Origin of the sequence: Paraburkholderia bengalensis, assembly GCF_037126505.1 — a bacterium.
GTDB lineage: Bacteria > Pseudomonadota > Gammaproteobacteria > Burkholderiales > Burkholderiaceae > Paraburkholderia > Paraburkholderia bengalensis.
Genome location: NZ_JACFYJ010000006.1, coordinates 30,213 through 48,184 on the forward strand (window position 1 = coordinate 30,213; position 17,972 = coordinate 48,184).

General features: G+C 64.8%; 15 protein-coding genes and 1 pseudogene. 7 read left to right on the top strand and 9 right to left on the bottom strand.

Annotated features, from left to right (window positions below):
* Positions 1-757 precede the first annotated feature (757 nt).
* The 5 genes from H3V53_RS05610 (at position 758) to H3V53_RS05630 (ending at position 6,144) form a co-directional block, all read left to right on the top strand.
* Positions 758-2,248, top strand: a complete 1,491-nt coding sequence (locus H3V53_RS05610) for a mannose-1-phosphate guanylyltransferase/mannose-6-phosphate isomerase (RefSeq protein WP_336597251.1) — start codon at positions 758-760, stop codon at positions 2,246-2,248.
* A gap of 53 nt (positions 2,249-2,301) precedes the next feature.
* Entirely contained in the window at positions 2,302-3,678 is a 1,377-nt protein-coding gene (locus H3V53_RS05615) for an undecaprenyl-phosphate glucose phosphotransferase (protein WP_336597101.1), read from the top strand.
* 75 nt (positions 3,679-3,753) lie between these two features.
* Positions 3,754-4,194 (top strand): hypothetical protein, encoded by a 441-nt coding sequence (locus H3V53_RS05620; RefSeq protein ID WP_336597102.1) that lies wholly within the window; start codon positions 3,754-3,756, stop codon positions 4,192-4,194.
* Between the two features lie 94 nt (positions 4,195-4,288).
* Positions 4,289-5,458: a hypothetical protein gene (locus H3V53_RS05625; RefSeq protein ID WP_336597103.1), complete on the top strand. Its 1,170-nt coding sequence runs from the start codon at positions 4,289-4,291 to the stop codon at positions 5,456-5,458.
* A 410-nt stretch (positions 5,459-5,868) separates the two neighbouring features.
* The gene (locus H3V53_RS05630) at positions 5,869-6,144 is read left to right on the top strand and encodes a hypothetical protein (RefSeq protein WP_336597104.1); all 276 of its coding nucleotides are present in this window, start codon (positions 5,869-5,871) and stop codon (positions 6,142-6,144) included.
* Positions 6,145-6,190: 46 nt separating this feature from the next.
* On the opposite strand, the gene H3V53_RS05635 is transcribed toward H3V53_RS05630, so the two are convergent.
* The 9 genes and pseudogenes from H3V53_RS05635 to H3V53_RS05675 form a co-directional block, all read right to left on the bottom strand.
* The gene (locus H3V53_RS05635) at positions 6,191-7,726 is read right to left on the bottom strand and encodes a CHASE2 domain-containing protein (protein WP_336597105.1); all 1,536 of its coding nucleotides are present in this window, start codon (positions 7,724-7,726) and stop codon (positions 6,191-6,193) included.
* A 113-nt stretch (positions 7,727-7,839) separates the two neighbouring features.
* Positions 7,840-8,451, bottom strand: a complete 612-nt coding sequence (locus tag H3V53_RS05640; protein ID WP_336597106.1) for an OmpA family protein — start codon at positions 8,449-8,451, stop codon at positions 7,840-7,842.
* Positions 8,451-8,918, bottom strand: coding sequence for a FecR family protein (locus tag H3V53_RS05645; RefSeq protein WP_336597107.1), 468 nt, complete (start codon positions 8,916-8,918; stop codon positions 8,451-8,453). The genes H3V53_RS05640 and H3V53_RS05645 overlap by 1 nt, the downstream gene beginning before the upstream one ends.
* A gap of 399 nt (positions 8,919-9,317) precedes the next feature.
* Positions 9,318-10,277 carry an NAD(+) diphosphatase gene (gene nudC / locus H3V53_RS05650; RefSeq protein ID WP_336597108.1) on the bottom strand — a complete coding sequence of 320 codons (960 nt, stop codon included), beginning with the start codon at positions 10,275-10,277 and terminating at the stop codon, positions 9,318-9,320.
* A 159-nt stretch (positions 10,278-10,436) separates the two neighbouring features.
* A complete protein-coding gene (locus H3V53_RS05655; RefSeq protein WP_336597109.1) occupies positions 10,437-11,072 on the bottom strand; it encodes an alpha/beta fold hydrolase in 636 nt (211 codons plus the stop codon).
* 93 nt (positions 11,073-11,165) lie between these two features.
* Positions 11,166-11,348 (bottom strand): hypothetical protein, encoded by a 183-nt coding sequence (locus H3V53_RS05660; protein WP_336597110.1) that lies wholly within the window; start codon positions 11,346-11,348, stop codon positions 11,166-11,168.
* 204 nt (positions 11,349-11,552) lie between these two features.
* Positions 11,553-13,130: an aldehyde dehydrogenase (NADP(+)) gene (locus tag H3V53_RS05665; RefSeq protein WP_336597111.1), complete on the bottom strand. Its 1,578-nt coding sequence runs from the start codon at positions 13,128-13,130 to the stop codon at positions 11,553-11,555.
* Positions 13,127-13,792, bottom strand: coding sequence for a cysteine hydrolase family protein (locus H3V53_RS05670; protein ID WP_336597112.1), 666 nt, complete (start codon positions 13,790-13,792; stop codon positions 13,127-13,129). Before H3V53_RS05670 ends, H3V53_RS05665 begins: the two co-directional genes overlap by 4 nt.
* A 575-nt stretch (positions 13,793-14,367) precedes the next feature.
* A pseudogene (locus H3V53_RS05675) lies at positions 14,368-15,625 on the bottom strand (MFS transporter).
* 171 nt (positions 15,626-15,796) lie between these two features.
* On the opposite strand from H3V53_RS05675, the gene H3V53_RS05680 reads away from it, so the two are divergent.
* Both H3V53_RS05680 and H3V53_RS05685 read left to right on the top strand, forming a co-directional pair.
* Positions 15,797-17,254 (top strand): efflux RND transporter periplasmic adaptor subunit, encoded by a 1,458-nt coding sequence (locus H3V53_RS05680; protein WP_336597113.1) that lies wholly within the window; start codon positions 15,797-15,799, stop codon positions 17,252-17,254.
* Positions 17,251-17,955 carry an ABC transporter ATP-binding protein gene (locus H3V53_RS05685; protein ID WP_336597114.1) on the top strand — a complete coding sequence of 235 codons (705 nt, stop codon included), beginning with the start codon at positions 17,251-17,253 and terminating at the stop codon, positions 17,953-17,955. The genes H3V53_RS05680 and H3V53_RS05685 overlap by 4 nt, the downstream gene beginning before the upstream one ends.
* Positions 17,956-17,972 lie beyond the last annotated feature (17 nt).

Genomic DNA, 17,972 nt, shown 5'->3' on the forward strand with positions numbered 1-17,972 from the left:
TGAAGCAGCTGGCGAAGCGGCGCGGAATGACGCACGCGCGTGATTCAGGTGCGGCGGGCCTCCGATCGCACGACCGTTGGTCCGGAAAGGAATTGCGACCTGCCTTTGAAGTGTGATGTTCCTGTATCCGGAGATCAGTGTGCAAGGCGCCGCATAAAGCCGGGAAATTGGCGCATGCATGCTGGCTTCACATGTCACGCGGAGGTTACGCAGAAGCCACGCAGAGAACATCTTCTACATGAAAATTACCATGGATGGCCTTTGATTCCCATGCGGAAATTGCAACGAAAAATAAACAGCCAGCATTCGTTAGCGGACGTTCCTAAAGCATCAGCGTGACCGGCCATAACATCAACCGTTTGCGCCACGAATATCGTCGCGCAGCGTCACGTCGCTATCATCAGTTCAGAGCTTGAATCGACAGGCGCGGTGCCGAATGATTGTTCGCATGATAGTTCGCGAATGATGCTCGCATTCCCGGCATCGTTGTTTCGATCTTTTTTCATCATCTTGCATGGTGTGCGAGTCGTGAGCGGGCGGATGTTTCGCCGTCAACGACATTCGCAGCCGATGCAATCTGCTTCCAGCACTCCATTGCGCTGACGTATCCAACGCTCGTGCGCAACGTGCCTGGAGTTAAAGCGGCTGCTGCATCCCCTGAAATCCGTTTGAACAGCCATGAGTGACGGGGGCGGCAGACTTCAATACCAGGGAGATTGAAGTGGACAAACAAACCACATTTGCTGAAGAACACACTATCGCGGGCACTGTCGGCGAGAAGACAACCGGCACGACCACCAAAAATGCCCGTCTCGTGCAGGTCATTCTGGCGGGTGGATCGGGCACGCGGCTTTGGCCGGTGTCGCGCGAGCAATATCCGAAGCAGCTCATCGATGTCATCGGCGATCAGTCGCTGTTGCAAGCCACCATGGGACGCATGGATGGCTTCGCGAAAACGTGGGACGTGGCAGCAGAGCCCGTGATCGTGTGCGGCGTCGAGCATGCGTATGTGACACGCGAGCAGGCGGGCGCATGCGGCGTCAAGCCATGCGTCGTCGTCGAACCGGCGCGGCGCGATACGGCTCCTGCGCTGACGCTGGCAGCGCTCGCGGCGAGTGTCGAAGGCGATGATCCCATTCTCGTCGCCATGCCCGCCGATCATGCCATTGCCGACATACCGGCACTGCATCGCGCAATCGAGGTAGCAGCCGTTCACGCGCAGCAAGGCGAGATCGCCACGCTCGGCGTGCCGCCCACGCGCCCCGACACGGGCTTCGGCTACATACGCCTTGGCGAGCGGCTTGACGACGGCGCGCATCGTATCGACCGCTTCGTCGAAAAACCCGCCGCCGAGCTTGCGGCGAAATACGTCGCGTCGGGCGGCTACTGGTGGAATAGCGGGATGTTCGTGGTGCGCGCTTCCGTGTGGCTTGCCGCGTTGAAGCTCTTTCAACCCGACATGCACGCAGCGTGCATTCAGGCCTACGCAAACGGCAAACGCGACGACGGTCATATCGCGCCGGGCGCGTCGGACTTCGAGCAGTCGCCTTCCGATTCGATCGACTATGCCGTGATGGAGCAACTCGGCAAGCCCGGGTCATCGTTTGCGGGCGTGGTCGTGCCGCTCGTCGCGGGGTGGTCCGATCTCGGCTCGTGGGACGCCGTGTGGGAAGCGATGGACAAGGACGAATTCGGCAATGTTGCCAATGGCCGCGTGCTGCTCGAAGGCGCGACGTCGACGTACGCTCGTTCGCAGGGCAGGCTCGTCGCTTGCGTAGGGACCAGTAACCTCGTCGTCGTCGAAACAGATGACGCGGTGCTCGTGGCGGATCGCTCGCATGTGCAGGACGTGAAGGGTCTCGTGTCGCGCATCCGGGAAACCAGATCACCCGAGGCGGACACGCATCGCAAGGTGCGGCGCCCCTGGGGCTTTTACGATTCGATCGATCACGGCGAGCGGTTTCAGGTGAAGCGGATTGTCGTGAGCCCAGGTGGACGGCTGTCGCTGCAGATGCACCATCACCGCGCCGAGCATTGGATCGTCGTATGCGGTACGGCGCTCGTGACGCGGGGCGACGAACAGTTCCTGCTCACCGAGAACCAGTCGACCTACATTCCGATCGGCGTGCAACACCGTCTCGAGAACCCCGGCCACGTGCCGTTGCAGATCATCGAGGTTCAATCGGGCGCCTATCTGGGAGAAGACGACATCGTCCGTTTCGACGACAAGTATGGCCGCTGCAACTGACGCGCCAAGGCGAAAGAAAAAGTGCACATGTACGTAGTCAAAGAGGTGTTGGGATGCGAGCATTGACGGGATTCCTGGCGAGACTACTCGACGTCGCGTTGATCGTCGCGGGCGCACTGGTCGCGTCGCAAATCCGCTTCGACGACGTGTCGCAACGCGGGTTCTATCTGGCGTTCGTCGCATTCGCCGCGGCATTTTCGCTGGCGATATTTCCTGCGTTCGGCGTGTATGCGTCATGGCGCGGGCGTTCGAAGCGCCTGCTGGCTGGGCAAATCGCGTTAGGCTGGCTGATCGTGCAGGGATGCGCGATGGCCTTGATGTTCTCGCTGCATCGGATCGATCTTGTTTCGCGACTGTGGTTCGTCTACTGGACGGCGCTGTCGGGAAGCGGATTGATCGTCAGCCGGCTCGTCATTCATAGCCTGATGGGAAGGGTGCGCAATGCGGGGCTCGATTTACAGGGCGTCGCCATCGCCGCGTGCGGAGACCACTGTAACGACATCATTCAAAAAATGGACAGCGCGCCTGCATCCGGATTCCGGCCGTGGGCGGTCTACGACCTGCAGCGCGGCTCGGGTTGCAAGGCGCGGGTGCCGACCTTCACGGAACACAAGGAATTTGCGCGCTATGTGCGCGAACAGAACATCGGCGAAGTATGGCTTGCATTGCCGCTGACGGAAGAGCGCGCGATCCTTAGACTGGTCGACGAGTTCCGCAATGATCTGATCAACATCCGCTTCATGCCCGACGTGCGCGCACTCGCGCTGTTCGAAGGCAGCGTCAGCAGTCTGCTCGATCAGCCGACGATCAATCTCGCCGCGTCGCCCTTGCCGCCCAATGCGATGGTGAAGAAAGATCTGTTCGATCGACTGTTCGCGCTATGCGCGCTGCTCGCCATCTCACCCATCCTGATCGTTTGCGCGATCGCGGTGAAGCTCAGTTCGCGTGGTCCTGTTTTCTTCAAGCAGCAGCGCAAGGGCGCCGATGGCCGCGTCTTTACGATCTACAAGTTCCGCACGATGCGCCTGCACGAAAAGAAGGCGGGCGTGCTCGAACAGGCGAAGCGCGACGATCCGCGCATTACCCGAGTCGGCGGTTTCTTGCGGCGCACGAGTCTGGATGAGCTGCCGCAATTCTTCAACGTGCTGTGCGGCGACATGTCGGTGGTGGGCCCGCGTCCGCATGCACTCGAACACGACGACCAGTATCAGCACGTCGTGTCGGGTTATATCCATCGCTATCGCATCAAGCCTGGCATCACGGGCTGGGCACAGGTCAACGGATTTCGCGGCGAGACGGACCGCCTCGAAAAGATGGAAGGGCGTGTCGAACACGATCTCTACTATCTTCGCAACTGGTCCTTCGGGCTGGACGTAAGAATCATCCTCGCAACCATCTTCAAGGGCATGCTTCATCACAACGCGTATTGAGCGTAGATGGACCGTGTGCTTATCGAGGCGATCGAGGCTCGCATTGTCGAACGCAGGGAAGCAGGTGCGCCATTCATGACTCATGTCAGCAGGTTGAACAAGTCTTCGATTCAAGCGCAACCGGGTCGGCCGGAGAGTGGAGAACGCGCCGCGTCGGATCGCGAGAGTCATTGGGACGAGCATGACGATCGGGACGATCGCCTGTGGTGTGTTCATCTTGAAGGACTCGACGACTTCGTCGCCACGTCCTCACGCGAAGCGGCCGAGCGCGAGGCATCGGCCATCAATGCCTATCTCGAGCGTGCCGGACGCGGCGCCTCCACGCAAGTCGTGGGCGCGCGCGCGATGGTGTGGCCTTACACGGAAGCAGGTCACGCGCGCTCGCTGGAAACCGACTGGCACGATTTGCAGTGCATGCCGCATACACAGGCGAACGCGCTTGCCCACGAAGGGCCGTTCTGGGCGGTGATGCGAAGGCTCAAGACCTGGGTCGGCCGTCCGCGACACAAGCGTTGATCGCGCGCCCCTCACGCGGGCTGCCCTGTTTTCGATGCCATGACCCGCGCATTGCGCCGGCGCATCGCCCAACAACGTTCACGCGGAGTTCCACATGTCGACCGGCCTCGTTTCAAGGATCGTCACGGTAGGCGCTATTTCGATGCTGGCAAGTTGCGGCGGCGGCGGATCGGGGTCAGGGTCATCGCCGGGGTCGCCGAGCGCGAGTTCGGGCGGCGCGCCGACCTTGGCGGCCGCAACGCCTCTCGCTGACGGCACGCAGGTCGGCGACGAACACTGGCCCGCGGGATCGACGCAAACGGGCGGCAACGGGCAGGCCGTGAGCGGGCTGAATTGCGGCGCACGCGGCAACACGTACACCTACTCGCATCTGACTATCACGCTGAATGGCAAGCCGCTCGCGCTGCCTGCGAACATCGGCACGGTCGCACCGACGATGGCCGCGCAGACGGGTTGCGCGTATCCCGTTCATACGGACGACGAGTCAGGCAAGATCCGCATGGACGCCAGTTCGGGCGCGTCGTATACGCTCGGTCAGTTCTTTGCGGTCTGGGGCCAGCCACTGTCGACATCGAATGTGGCCGGCCTGACGGGCCTGCCCGTCGCGATCTACGTGAACAACGGTGGCCAGCTCACGCAATACACGGGGGACCCCGCCGCCCTGGCGCTGCCCGCGCATGGCGAGGTGACGATCCAGGTCGGCTCGCCGCTCGGACAGATTCCGACCTTCGCGTGGACCGATCCGCCGTCTTTCGATCCGAAGCTGGTGGCGCTCAATTTCGGCGGCACGGTCGGCACGCTGCACTGGGCGAACGGGAACACGTCGTCGGGCGGCACGGGCGCGGGCGTTGACGGGCTGATCTGCGCGCCGGGAATGGCCGAGCTCTATCACGTGCATCCGCACCTCGCGATCATTGCGAACGGCCAGTGGCTCGCGTTGCCCGCGAACGTCGGCATTCTGTCGCAGTGCAACTACGAGATGCACACGCACGACTCGACGGGCATCATCCACATCGAAACGCCGAACCTGAAGACTTTCACGCTCGGGCAGTTCTTCGACATCTGGGGCCAAACGCTGTCGCGAACGAATGTGGCGGGCGTGACAGGCAATGTGGTCGCCTACATCAACGACAACGGCGACGTGCGGCAATATATGGGCGATTTACGCAGCATCGAACTGATCTCGCATCGCGACGTTACGCTGCAGGTCGGCGATCCGCCCGTGAGCACGCTCGCGACGTACTCATGGTATGAGCCGCAATAAAAGTTAGCCGGTCCGCTGTGTTGGGCGGCGGCGCACACCGAGGCGAACAACGTCGGCCAGGCACCGACAGGGGCGCGGCTCGCGCATGCGGCAGGGGCGTTGCCGCCCGCACGCGATCTCCTTTGTTTTCAGGCATCCGAAGCCGGCGTGCAACGCGCCGGCCATCGTTGGCACATGTCGTGCATCGATAGCCGCGGGCACAACGGCGACCCGTTCATCAGCGGGTCGCCGCGCCAGCAGCATTGCTCACACTCCGAGAAAGTGTTGTTCGCCTGAGCCTGCCTGAGTTCGGTCGTGAACGCGCCGCGCGGCCCGTTCACATCGTTCCCATCAACTTCGAACGTGATGCTCCGCCACGGACATCGTCCGCATGGCGGATGCGATCGTTTGCTTATTGAATTGGAGTCCTTATGAAAGTGAAGATCATCGCATTTTTGCTCGCCGCCAGCTCAGCGGCTCTCGCTACGCCCGCATTCGCGAGCGGTTACGGTCCCGCGCCGTGGTATCGGCCGGACGTCGGTGCGCCCGCATCGCAAAGCGGACAGGTCGCGCAGGCGTCGTACATGCAGGAGAGCCATGTGAACATGGCTAGCGAAAGCGCCGCGAGCTTCGGCGACGACGAAATGGCGCACACGGAATCAGGCCATCGCGCGATGGCTGTGCTCGACGAACCGCTCGATCGCTGAAGGCCGCAGATCCGTCGCGGAGTGCGCCGTTGCGGGCCTCCGCGACTCATTCCGTGCGCTGGACGGGCCCGGACGGCGTCGTTTGCGCGGGCGGCGCGTTCGCGTGCGGTTCATCGGCTTGAGCAGATGCGCGGGCGGGCGCGGGCGTGTCGAACGGGACATCGCGCTTGGGCTGCGCGCTGAGGTCGAGCAGCGCATGCGTGAAGAAGCAGCCCATCACAGCCGACAGAATGATGAAAATCGCCGTGGCGTCGATGAGCAAGCCGAAGTAGCGGAATACGAGCAGGCAGCTCGCGAACAGCATCAGGTTGAGGACGATGCCGATGATGGCCGTCGCCCTGGACACGGCCCGCACGAACGCCGCGAAGCGCGAATCGCAGTGCGGCAGATACCAGATGATCAACAGGCCGAACGCCAGCACGAACGCGGTCTCTGCCCACTTGACCCACACCGGCCGCTGCAGGAAGCGTCCGTCGAAAATCGTCTCGATGATCTGCGCCTGAATTTCGATGCCCGGCACGAGTTCGCCCAGCGCGGTCGTGCGCATGTCGGTGAGACCCGTGCCCGTCAAGCCGACGAGCACCATCTTGTTGCGAAAGCGGTCCGCGTCCACTTTGCCTTGCAGGACGTCGCGCGCGGACACGTAGCGCTGCTGCGTGTCGCGAATCGACGCGACATGCAGCAGGATGTCGCCGTCGGGCTGCGTCGGCACGCGCACGTCGGCGACGCCCACGGCCTGCACGCCCGTCGCATCCGAAAAGACGTCGACGGCCGCCGCCCGCGTGACCACACGCAGCATTTCGATCGGCATGCACGGCACCAGCTTGTCGCCGAGACCGAGGATCAGCGGAATGCGCCGCACCGTGCCTTCTTCGAGCGCGACGTTCAGCATCGCCTGGCCGTGCGCGGCGGCCTGCAATTCGGGCAGGCTCGCCAGCACGTAGCGGTAGCGCTTGACCCTGTCGATGGGATCGAGGCCGTGCACGAGAATGGGCGCGCTGCGCAGGTCGGTGCTGGTATCGAACGCGGCGTGTTCGACGGCCGCCGCGCCAAGCACGGAAGGCGTGGCGCGCAATGCGTCGGCGAGAATCGCTTCGTGGCTCGGCAAGGCTCGCAAGCCGGTTGCAAGCGCCGCAGCGGAAGCGGGCAGATTGTCGGCCACCTTGTCGGGCGAGGTCTGATCGGCTTCGGGCATGTAGAGGTCGAGCCCGATCGCGAGCGGCTTTTGCGCTGCGATGGCATCGACGAGGTTCGCGAGCCGGTTGCGCGGCCACGGCCATTGACCGACGGCTGCGAGCGTCTTGTCGTCGATCGCGACGATCGTGACTGGCTGCGAGGACGGCACGCGCGGATAACGGCGCTGATAGTGATCGAACAGCAACTGCCGCGCGGTCCCGAACGAATCGGGCACGATGTTTTCCACCGTGTCGAGCAGCGGCGGACGCGGGAGATTGCCGGGCCATTCGCTGCAAAGATTCACGAAGCTTAGACCCAACAGCACGACGAGCGCGACGGGGCGGCCCTGACCGGCTCGCAGCAGCTTCCTGATCAGAGTGACCCATGAGTCGCAGAAGCGTTTCATGTCGGCGGCGGCTAATCAAAAGTGCAACGCGGCAAAGTGCAACGCGGCGTGTGCAGCACAGCGATGTGCAACACGGCATTGTCCAACCTAGGCGCGGTGGCGAAGCGCGCCGATCATTGAATTGTAATGACAACGCGCCGGTTCATCTGATTAGGGACGCCGTCCGCCGTGTGCACGAGCGGCTCGCGCTTGCCGCGCCCGGCTGTTTCGATTTCCTTCGCCGGGATGCCCGCCTTGACCAGGAACGCCTTGACGGTCTGCGCGCGCTGCATCGACAGCTTGTCGTCATATTCCTGCGAGCCCGCAAGATCGGTATGTCCGACGACGGTAAGATGCGGCGCGGGCCAGCTCGCGAGGGCGGCCTTCAGTTGCTGGACCGTGGCCGTCGATTGCGGCGCGAGTTCGGTTGCGGAGTCGAACAGGAAGTTGATCGTGAACGTTCTCGGCCGCGGCGGCTGTGCGGCAAGCAGCGTGCCATATTGCGCATCGACATTCGCCTGGCTGCTCACCGTCTGTTCGATGTCGCCGCCGGACTTGATTTGCGCCGTCGCGTAGGGCTTGTCGATCACTTGCGTCTTGTTGCCGCTGCGCACGACCAGCGAGCCGACCGTGCCGTCCGCGTCGGGCAGCAGTGTGACCTTGTCGGGCGTCGAGCATCCCGCCGCGCATGCGAGCGCGGCACACACGGCGCCCCATTTCAGCCGGCACGTGCGCGCCGCGGCCATCAACGCGCGTTCTCCCCGTTGCCGCCGACCTCGATGATGAATTCGGTGCCGCGCACGCCGAGCGTGGTGGTGGGCGTGCTGAAGCGCACCGCTTCGGGGTGCGCCTTCGCAAGCTTGCCGTCGACCACGGCGAGCGACCCGTGCCGGATCGTGGCGTCGAACGCGCCGTCGTGCGTGGTGGTGTCGAATGCGAAGCGGTTCAGTTCGAGCGTGGAACTGGAGCCCTCGGTGAGCAGCGTGTTGTCGCGCAGCGTGATGCCGACGGAAGATTCCGGTCCCGTCACGATGCGGTCGTTGGGGAGCACTTCGCTGCCGACAGCCACGTTGACGTTTTGCCCGGCGCGCTCGATATGAACAGCGCCTTTGACGGTTTTGACGACGCCGATTGCATCGGCGGCGCTGGCGTCGATGACGGGAGCGCACCCACAGGCGACAACCAGCACGTATTGGACGGCTTGCATGCGCATAGGTGACCACCGGGCGGCGCAATTCGCCGCAGAAGACACCGCGCGCGAGACGGCAGGCGCGCATGGAAGTTGATCCACGAAATATTAGCGTGCATAGCGCGAACGTAGTGTGCGTTAGCACGCATATCGCGTCGCCGCAGTCGGTGTTTCTGGCAGAACTATTGCTAGTGGCTGGCGCGTTGACCGCGGCTATGCATCAGCATCGAGCGGTTGTTCATTCGTGTGAAGGTTCGCGTACAGGTAGGAGACGCGGACGGCGGGCGGAATGCGTCCGGACGCATTGACGACGCGCCGCCTGCGCGAACGCCAGGGCGGCGCGCAGACGCCTCGGTCAGTTGAGGAAATCGGCCGCAATGTATGTGCGCGATGAGGTCACGCTGCGGCCGCTGACGCGACGTGTCAGCCGTTCAACACGGCCGCGCCATGCTCGACATACGCGCGCAGCAGATGGTGCGCGATCGCGAACGGCTTCGGTGCCGACAGTGCGTCCGGGTGCGTGCCCGCGAGCATCGCCGCGACTTCGGCGCGGCTGAACCAGCGCGCGTCTTCGAGTTCCGTCTCGTCGATCACGATTTCCGTGTCGCTCGCCTTCGCGAAGCAGCCGATCATCAGCGACGAAGGAAACGGCCACGGCTGCGACGCGAAATAGACGACGCCCGCGCACGTCACGCGCGCTTCTTCGAGCACTTCGCGGCGCACGGCGTCTTCGACGGTTTCGCCCGGCTCCACGAAACCCGCGAGCGCCGAGTACATGCCCGGCGCGAACTGGCGCTGGCGTCCAAGCAGGCACCGCTCGCCGTCGATCGCCAGCATGATGACGACCGGGTCCACGCGCGGAAAATGGCGCGCGCCGCATGCATCGCACGCACGCTGCCAGCCCGCTGCGACCGGTCGGCTGGGCGCGCCGCAGTTCGCGCAGAAACGGTGGCGCCTGTGCCAGTCGAGCATCGATTTGGCCTCGCCTAGCACGCCAAGCAGCGCTTCCTCGACGAGGCCTTGCAGCGCGATCGAGCGCAGATCGATGCGATCGAACGGCTTGTCGTGGGGCTGGCTGTCGGCTGGACGTTTCGCTTCCATGAGGCCCGCCGCGAAGCCGAGCGCGAAGCGCCCGCTGCCGTCGCGCTCCACGCCGAGAAACACGCTCTGCAGCGGCGCGCCGAAGGCGGCCGCTTCGTCGGCGAGAAACCACGCATCGTGCCTTTCGCCGCGCTTGAGCAGGGGGACGTCGCCGTCGAATACGAGAAAGCGGGCCGCGCGATCGTCACGCAGACGCGCGATGAAGGACTCGTCGTTGCGTTGTTCGGAGCGGCGGTCGAGCGGATTGAGGTTGAAGCCGATGGAAGCGGAAGGGGCGATCATTATGTTGGATGGCGTGCCGGGACGAGCCGCAAGTATGGCACGGGCTCAGGCGCGACGCAGGGCGATGCATCGCGATGCAGCATGGCGCGCGGCACACGCGAGACCGCTGCCGCAAGCGGCATCGAAAGCGGCATCGAAAGCGCAAGCATCCGGCGGGAATCAGTCCGCCGTTTCCGCCACCTGCCGCGCCGGCGATTGCGCGATGAAGCGGTTGATCGCCGCTGCCAGCGCATCGGGATACCGGTACATCATCGCGTGGCCCGCCGCGCGAATCGTCAACTGCTGCGCACCGGGCAGCGTGTATATGGGCGCCTGGGCGTTTTGCGTCGACAGGGCCGCGTCGTCGTCGCCCGCCAGGACCAGCGCGTCGACATGGGTGGTGCGCAGCGCCTGGGCGGCTGCGTCGTCGTGCGCCCATGCGCGCAGCAGCGCCGATTGTCGTGCCGTCACGCTGGACGGAATGGCGGGCGACGCGTAATCGGCGGGTGTGAACATGTTGTTGCGGAAGCATTCGGCGCCTGCCCGAACGGCGGTCGGCGGGAACAGGACTTTCATCACGTCGCCGAAGGTCGTGCCCGGACTGCCCGACAGCGTGGCTTCGACGCCCGGCGCGACGGGCACGCCGAGCCGTCCGGGTGCGGGCGCGCTCATCAGCACGATGCGCTGCACGTTCGCGGGATGATCGATCGCGAGTGCGCCGCGATCGCGCCGCCCATCGACCAGCCGACCACGGTCACGTCCCGCAGCTTCAGCGTGTCGCGTGATGCAGACAGGGTTTCGCGCGACGATCTCCAATTGGGACGCCGCTTTTCTCGCGCAGCTCACGAAGCATCATGAAGTGATCGTGTTCGACACCTTCAGGCTCGGTTGGCGGTGCGCGGCGCGCTCTCACAGCAGATGCGACACCTCGGCATGACGAGGGACATCCGCGCGGCGGCGGGTGCATGCCTGCGTTTGCCGATCGAGCCAGTTGTCGACTTTTTCCGCGACGATCGCGAGCACGATGGAAATGATCATGACGCTCGCGCCAAGCGCGCAGAAGATGAGGAAGGGCGGGTGGAAGTCCATCATGGCTCCTGATTCCGTGAAGCGTCGTGTCGCTGTGTTCAGCGCCGACGCGAGGTCGTGTGCTGCTGTGACGACATCATGCGTGGCACGAATGAGGAGAAAATGAGTGGGGCGATGGCCTGTTCTGGCGCGGTTTCAGAACGCAAAAAAGCCTGCGCGCGCCGGAGCGCGCGCAGGCTCGATGCGACGGGCTAACGGCCTGGCGCGTCAGGCTTTCGACAGTTCACCGTCCGTCAGACGCCACAGTCCGCGCGGATTGTCGTGCTTCAACGCCTCCGGCAGCAGCGCGTCCGGAAAGCCCTGATAGCAGACCGGGCGCAAAAAGCGCTCGATTGCCGTCATGCCGACCGACGTGAAGCGACTATCCGACGTCGCGGGGAACGGGCCGCCGTGGATCGATGCATGCGACACCTCCTGCGGATGCGCGAACGCATTGACGACGATGCGTCCCGTGCGTCGTTCGAGCACGGGCACGAGGCGGGCGGCCAGCGCGTGGTCGGCGGCATCGATCTGCAGCGTCGCCGACAGCTGACCGCGGAACTGCTTGGCGAGCGCCAGCAGTTGCTCGACGTCCTGCACACGCACGAGCAGCGCGGCCGGGCCGAACACTTCCTCCGACAGCGACGGTTCGGCGAGCATGCGCGCGCCGTCCACTTCGAGCAGCACGGCCTGACCGTCCAGTGCGCCTTCCGCCTTGCCGCCCGCGGCGATGCGCTGCGCGCCCGCGCTTTCGCGCCGCGCGAGGTTGTCGCCATACGACTTCCAGATGCCGGGCGTCAGCATCGTGCGCGCGTGCATCGCTTCGACGCGGGCCGTCAGCGCCTGCTTCAATGCCGCGTAGCCGGGGCCGTCGATCGCGAGCAGGATCGCGGGTTTCAGGCAGGCTTGCCCGACGTTGACCAGCATGCGCTCGCCGAAGCCGTCGCCGATCGGACCGCCGCGCGCCGCGAGCGCCGCGGGCAGCACGAAGGTGGGATTGACGCTCGTCATTTCAGTGAACACGGGAATCGGATCGGGACGTTGCTGCGCGCGCCGGAACAGCGCCATGCCGCCCGCTTCCGAACCCGTGAACGTCACGCCCTTGATCAGCGGATGATCGACGAGCGCCTCGCCGATTTCATTGCCGCCGCCGCGCAGCATCGAGAACACGCCTTCGTGCAGTCCGGCGTCCTTGACGGCCTGCTGGATGACGCGCGCCATGATTTCCGAGGCGCCCGGATGCGCATTGTGCGCCTTGACGATGACGGGCGCGCCTGCGGCGAGCGCCGACGCGGTATCGCCGCCCGCGACCGAGTAGGAAATCGGGAAGTTGCTCGCGCCGAAGATCGCGACGGGGCCGAGGGCGATTTTCTGCATCCGGTGATCCATGCGCGCACGCGGCTGACGCTCGGGCTGTGCGGGATCGATCGTGGCCTGACGAAAGCGCCCTTGGCGCACGACGTCGGCGAACTGGCGGAACTGGGTTGCCGCCTTCGCGGTTTCGGCTTCGAGCTGCGCGGCGGGCAAGCCGGTTTCCAGCGATGCGCGCTGCGCCAGTTCGGGCGCGACGGCATCGAGCCCATCGGCGATGCGTTCGAGAAACGCGGCGCGCGCGTCGAGCGACGTGTGGTTGTAGCTGTCGAAGGCATCGTCGGCGAGTCGCGCTGCGCGTTCGACTTCCGCGGTTGCGCCGAATGCGAACGACGGTTCGATCTGCGCGTTGGTCGCGGGGTTCAGCGCCTTCATCGTGCCAGCCGTGGCCGTCACTTCATGCGCGCCGATCAGCAGATTGCCAGTGAGCTTCATGCCGCGTCTCCTTGGGCGTTGTCTTGCGCGGCGACCTGCGCCTGGGGCAGCGCGGCGATCAGCGCGTCCGTCGTGAGAATGTCGTGCGCGAAGGTCGGGCCGTTCAGATCGTGCGCGGCGCGCATCATGTCCGCGCTGAACGCGGCCGTCGCGTCGCGCACGAGCGTCACGTGGTAGCCGAGTTCCATCGCGAAACGGGCCGTCGATTCGATGCACGTGTTGGCGAGCAGGCCGACGGCGATCACATGCGTGATGCCTTGCTGCTTCAGCTGGAAATCGAGATCGGTATTCGCGAAGCCGCTTTGAGCCCAGTGTTCCGCCACGACGATGTCGCCTTCCTGCGGCACGAACTCGGGATGCCATTCGCCGCCCCACGTGCCCTTGGCAAAGCTTTGACGCTTCTGGATGAGCCGTTGCGTGGGATTCGGATGATCCCAGTTGTCGTAATCGCCCGGCTGCCAGCGACGATGCGGCACGTAGAAAACCTGAATGCCGGCCTTGCGCGCGGCCGCGACGGTGGCGCGCAGATTGTCGAGCAGCCGGACATGGGTGGCGATCTCGTTGATCATCGGAAAGATCTTGCCGCCTTCGGACAGAAAGTCGTTGTAGGGATCGACCAGCAGCAGGCCGGTGCGCTCCGCGCGATAAACAGGGTTGGACATTTCATATCTCCATTCGAAAAGGGTGCGAACGCGCTTCGTTCGCGTTCCGCAGTCGGCGCCGGGCTACCTTGATCGGACGACGCATGACGTCTCATGCATCGCTGCAATACGGGCAGCATATAACTATGAAAAACATAGTGTCAAGTTGATGTGCCTCGATCGAATGGATTTATGTGTTCGTGAAATCGTATATGCATGCCGAGAAAAGCGCGCGTACGCGTGGGTGAGAGGCTGCGATACGTGTTACTATGAAATGTGGAGTTATGAAAAACAGGCGGGTGTCTTGTCCCATCGTTCGAGCGGCGTGCGCATGGGGCGAGATGTGATGCACGAACGACAGCGGCGGACTTCGCGGCGCGTGTCACGCACCGCGATCGCGGTCACGATGTCAGGCTCGGCAACGCGAGACCGAATGGCGACGTGGCAGTCGAACGAAAGGATCGCGACGGCGCGCTCAGTAGCCAGTTCGGCGGCGAGCGCACGCAGCGTTCAAGAGAAAGTAATCGAGGGCGCACGTGAGGCGCGCAGGGGCCTCACGCGCGATGGTGCGCTTACCGAGGGCTTGAACCCTGGCCTTAAACGCACTCCGTCTGAGCGTCCCGCGCCTCGACGGCCTTTTCAGGCACGGCACGCGGACCGCGCGAGCGGAAGCTCGCCAGCGTGACGAGGCCGAGCACCGCGAGCACGCTGCCGAACCGGAAATCGACGGGAATGCCCGCATGATCGACGATCGCGCCTCCCACCGACGAGCCCACGGCAATCGCCACCTGCACGATGCCGACGAACATCGCCGAGCCCGCTTCGGGCAGATCGGGCGATGCTTCCTGCATCCAGATGCTCACGCACAGCGGAATCGCGCCGAACGCGACGCCCCAGACCAGCACGACGGCCATCACGACGGGCGCCAGATGCGCAAGCAGCGGCAGCGACAGCAGCGCGAACATCAGCAGCAGTGTCGCGCCCGCGAGCGACGCCTTGAGCTTGCGCGCGACGAACGTCGACACGACGAAGTTCGAGAAGAAGCCGATGATGCCGAAGCCGAGCAGCACTGCCGTAATCGTCGACGCGCCGAAATGCGCGTCCTGCAAAAACGGCGCGATGTAGGTGTACGACGAGAAGTGCGCGCCGAATATCAGCGCCACCATCAACAGGCTCTTGCGCGGAAAGGGGCGGCGCACGAGCGTTGCGAGATCGGCGAAACGCAGGGCCGCTTTCGACGGCAGCGACGCAGCAGCGCGATCTGCAAAACCAGCGCGACGGTCACGAGGACCGCCGTCGCGATGAACGAACGCGCCGCCACGAAGCGAGATCCGCAATGAACGTGCCGAGCGGCACGCCGATCACCGTCGCGCAGGTGACGCCGGCGAGGATCATCGCCGTCGCGCGCGGCGCCTCGTGCGCTTTCACGAGCCGGCCCGCGGCGGCGAGCGCCAGTGTCCAGAAGCCGCCGAGCGCCGCGCCGAGCAGCGCGCGGCCCGCCAGCATGACCGCGAACGACGGCGCAAACGCCGACAGCAGGTTCGACGCGAGCAGCGCGACGGACAGCACGATCAGGATCAGCCGCCGGTCGATGCGGCCCGCGCCCAGCATCAGGCCCGGCGCGGAAAGCGCGGCCATGATGCCGGGAATCGTCACCATCAGGCCAGCCGTGCCCGGCAGGACGCCGAAGGTTTGCGCGACGTCGGGCAACAGGCCGACGGGCAGAAACTCGGTCGTGACGAAGGCGAACGCGCCGATCGTCACCGACGCCACCGCGAGCCATGCGCGCAAGGGCGACGACGCGGCGCCGGCGACGTCTGCTGGATTGTCCGAAACGTTGTTATCGAAGTTCATTTCGTTAGTCGTAAATGAGCGATGAATGAGCGGCGTGCGTGGGCCCGCGCGCGGCCGGTCCGGCGCGCCAGGCTTCGCAGGCCGCAAGGAAGAAGAGACGGTTGCGCAGCGGCATGAGCCGCTGCCAATAGCGCGTCACCCTAACATCGATTCCGCAAACAGGCAGACGGAATGCAAACGCCGACGATGCGCGTCGGCAAGGCGCTGTCGAAAGTCGTTGCGAAGCACCTGAGTGAGCACTTCAACCAGCACTTCAGCGAGCCGCGCGCGGCCTTTTCGCGATGGCGGCGGGCCCGGGATGCGGCGCTATACTGTGGACCCGTCTACATACAGGTAGCCGGCATGACGACGCGGGCCGCGAGCCGGCTGCATGCACGCCGCAAGCGCACCGCGTCCGTCACCCGGCGACGATATAAAAAATTGGCAGACCACGATCTGAATCGGCTGAAAATCGACCGGCCGGCCATCGCCACGAAGGGCCGCCGGCGCAACTGGATCGGCTACGGGGCGCTCGCGCTGATCCTCATCGGCGTGACCGTCGCCGGCCTGAAGCTGGCCGGCCCGCAAGCCGTCGAGACCACGACCGTGGTGTCGGCGTATCCGTCGCAAGCCTATACGTTGCTGAATGCGACGGGCTACGTCGTGCCGCAGCGCAAGGCAGCCGTGTCGTCGAAGGCGCAAGGGCGGCTCGAATGGCTCGGCGTGCTGGAAGGCACGCGCGTCAAGAAAGACGAAGTGATCGCGCGCATCGAGAGCAATGACGTCGAGGCGTCGCTCGCGCAGGCCAAGGCGCAGATCAAGGTCGCGCAGGCGAACCTCGCGCTGCAGCGGGCGGAATTGCAGAACGCCGAAATCAATCTGCGCCGCTCGAAAATCCTCGCCCCGAACGGCGCGATACCCGCAACGCAATACGACGCCGATCTCGCGCGCTACGACAAGGCCGTTGCGTCGATCGACAACAGCCGCGCCGCCATCGTCGCGGCGCAGGCCAACGCGCAGGCCGCCCAGGTCGCCGTCGATCAGACCGTGATCCGCGCGCCGTTCGACGGCGTGGTGATCGAAAAGCACGCGAACGTCGGCGACAACATCACGCCGTTTTCGCAAGCCTCCGACAGCAAGGGCGCCGTCGTGACCATCGCCGACATGGACACGCTCGAAGTCGAAGCCGACGTTGCCGAGTCGAACATCGCGAAGATCGCCGTCAACGCGCCGTGCGAAATCCAGCTCGACGCGCTGCCCGACATGCGCTTTGCGGGCAGCGTGTCGCGCATCGTGCCGACCGTCGATCGCTCGAAGGCGACGGTGCTCGTCAAGGTGCGCTTTGTCGATCGCGACGAGCGCGTGCTGCCCGACATGAGCGCGAAGATCGCGTTTCTGTCGAAGCCCGTTTCGCAGCAGGACCGTCAGCCGGTCGTCGCCGTGCAGCCCGCGGCCATCGTCGCGCGCGACGGGCGCAAGGTCGTGTTCGTCGTGAAGGACGACACGGTGCATGAAGTGCCCGTCACGACGGGCGCCACGCTCGGCGACCTGATCGCGGTGAGCGGCGTGCGTCCCGGCGACGTGCTGGTGCGCGCGCCGGGCGAGCGCGTGAAGGACGGCGCCAACGTCACCGTGGCGAAAAAGCAGTGAGCGAACCGAACCGCCTCGCGCCCCTCGTCGAGATCCGGCACCTCGTCAAGTCGTACCGGCGCGGCGTGCAGACCGTGCCCGTGCTGTCCGATATCACGCTGACCATCGGCGAAGGCGATTTCATCGCGCTGATGGGGCCGTCGGGCTCGGGCAAAAGCACGCTGCTCAATCTGATTGCGGGCATCGACCGGCCTGACGGCGGCGAGCTGCGCGTCGGCGGGCTGGATATCACGCGGCTGTCGGAGTCGGCGCTCGCGCAATGGCGCGCGGCGCACGTCGGCTTCATCTTCCAGTTCTACAACCTGATGCCCGTGCTGACGGCGTTCGAAAACATCGAGCTGCCGCTGATGCTCACGCGTCTCACGCGCAAGGAGCGCCGCGAGCGCGTCGAACTCGTGCTCGACATGGTGAATCTCGGCAATCGCGCGCACCATTACCCTTCGGAACTGTCGGGCGGACAGCAGCAGCGCGTCGCGATTGCGCGCGCGCTGATCACCGATCCGACGCTGATCGTCGCCGACGAACCCACGGGCGACCTCGACCGCGCGTCCGCCGAAGAAGTGCTCGCGATGATGCAGCGCCTGAACCGCGAGCTGGGCAAGACGATCATCATGGTCACGCACGACGCGCACGCGGCGGGCGCGGCGCGGGCGCTCGTGCATCTGGAAAAGGGAGAGCTGATCGATGGCGCGGCCCGCTAGCCGATCCGGCGACGAAT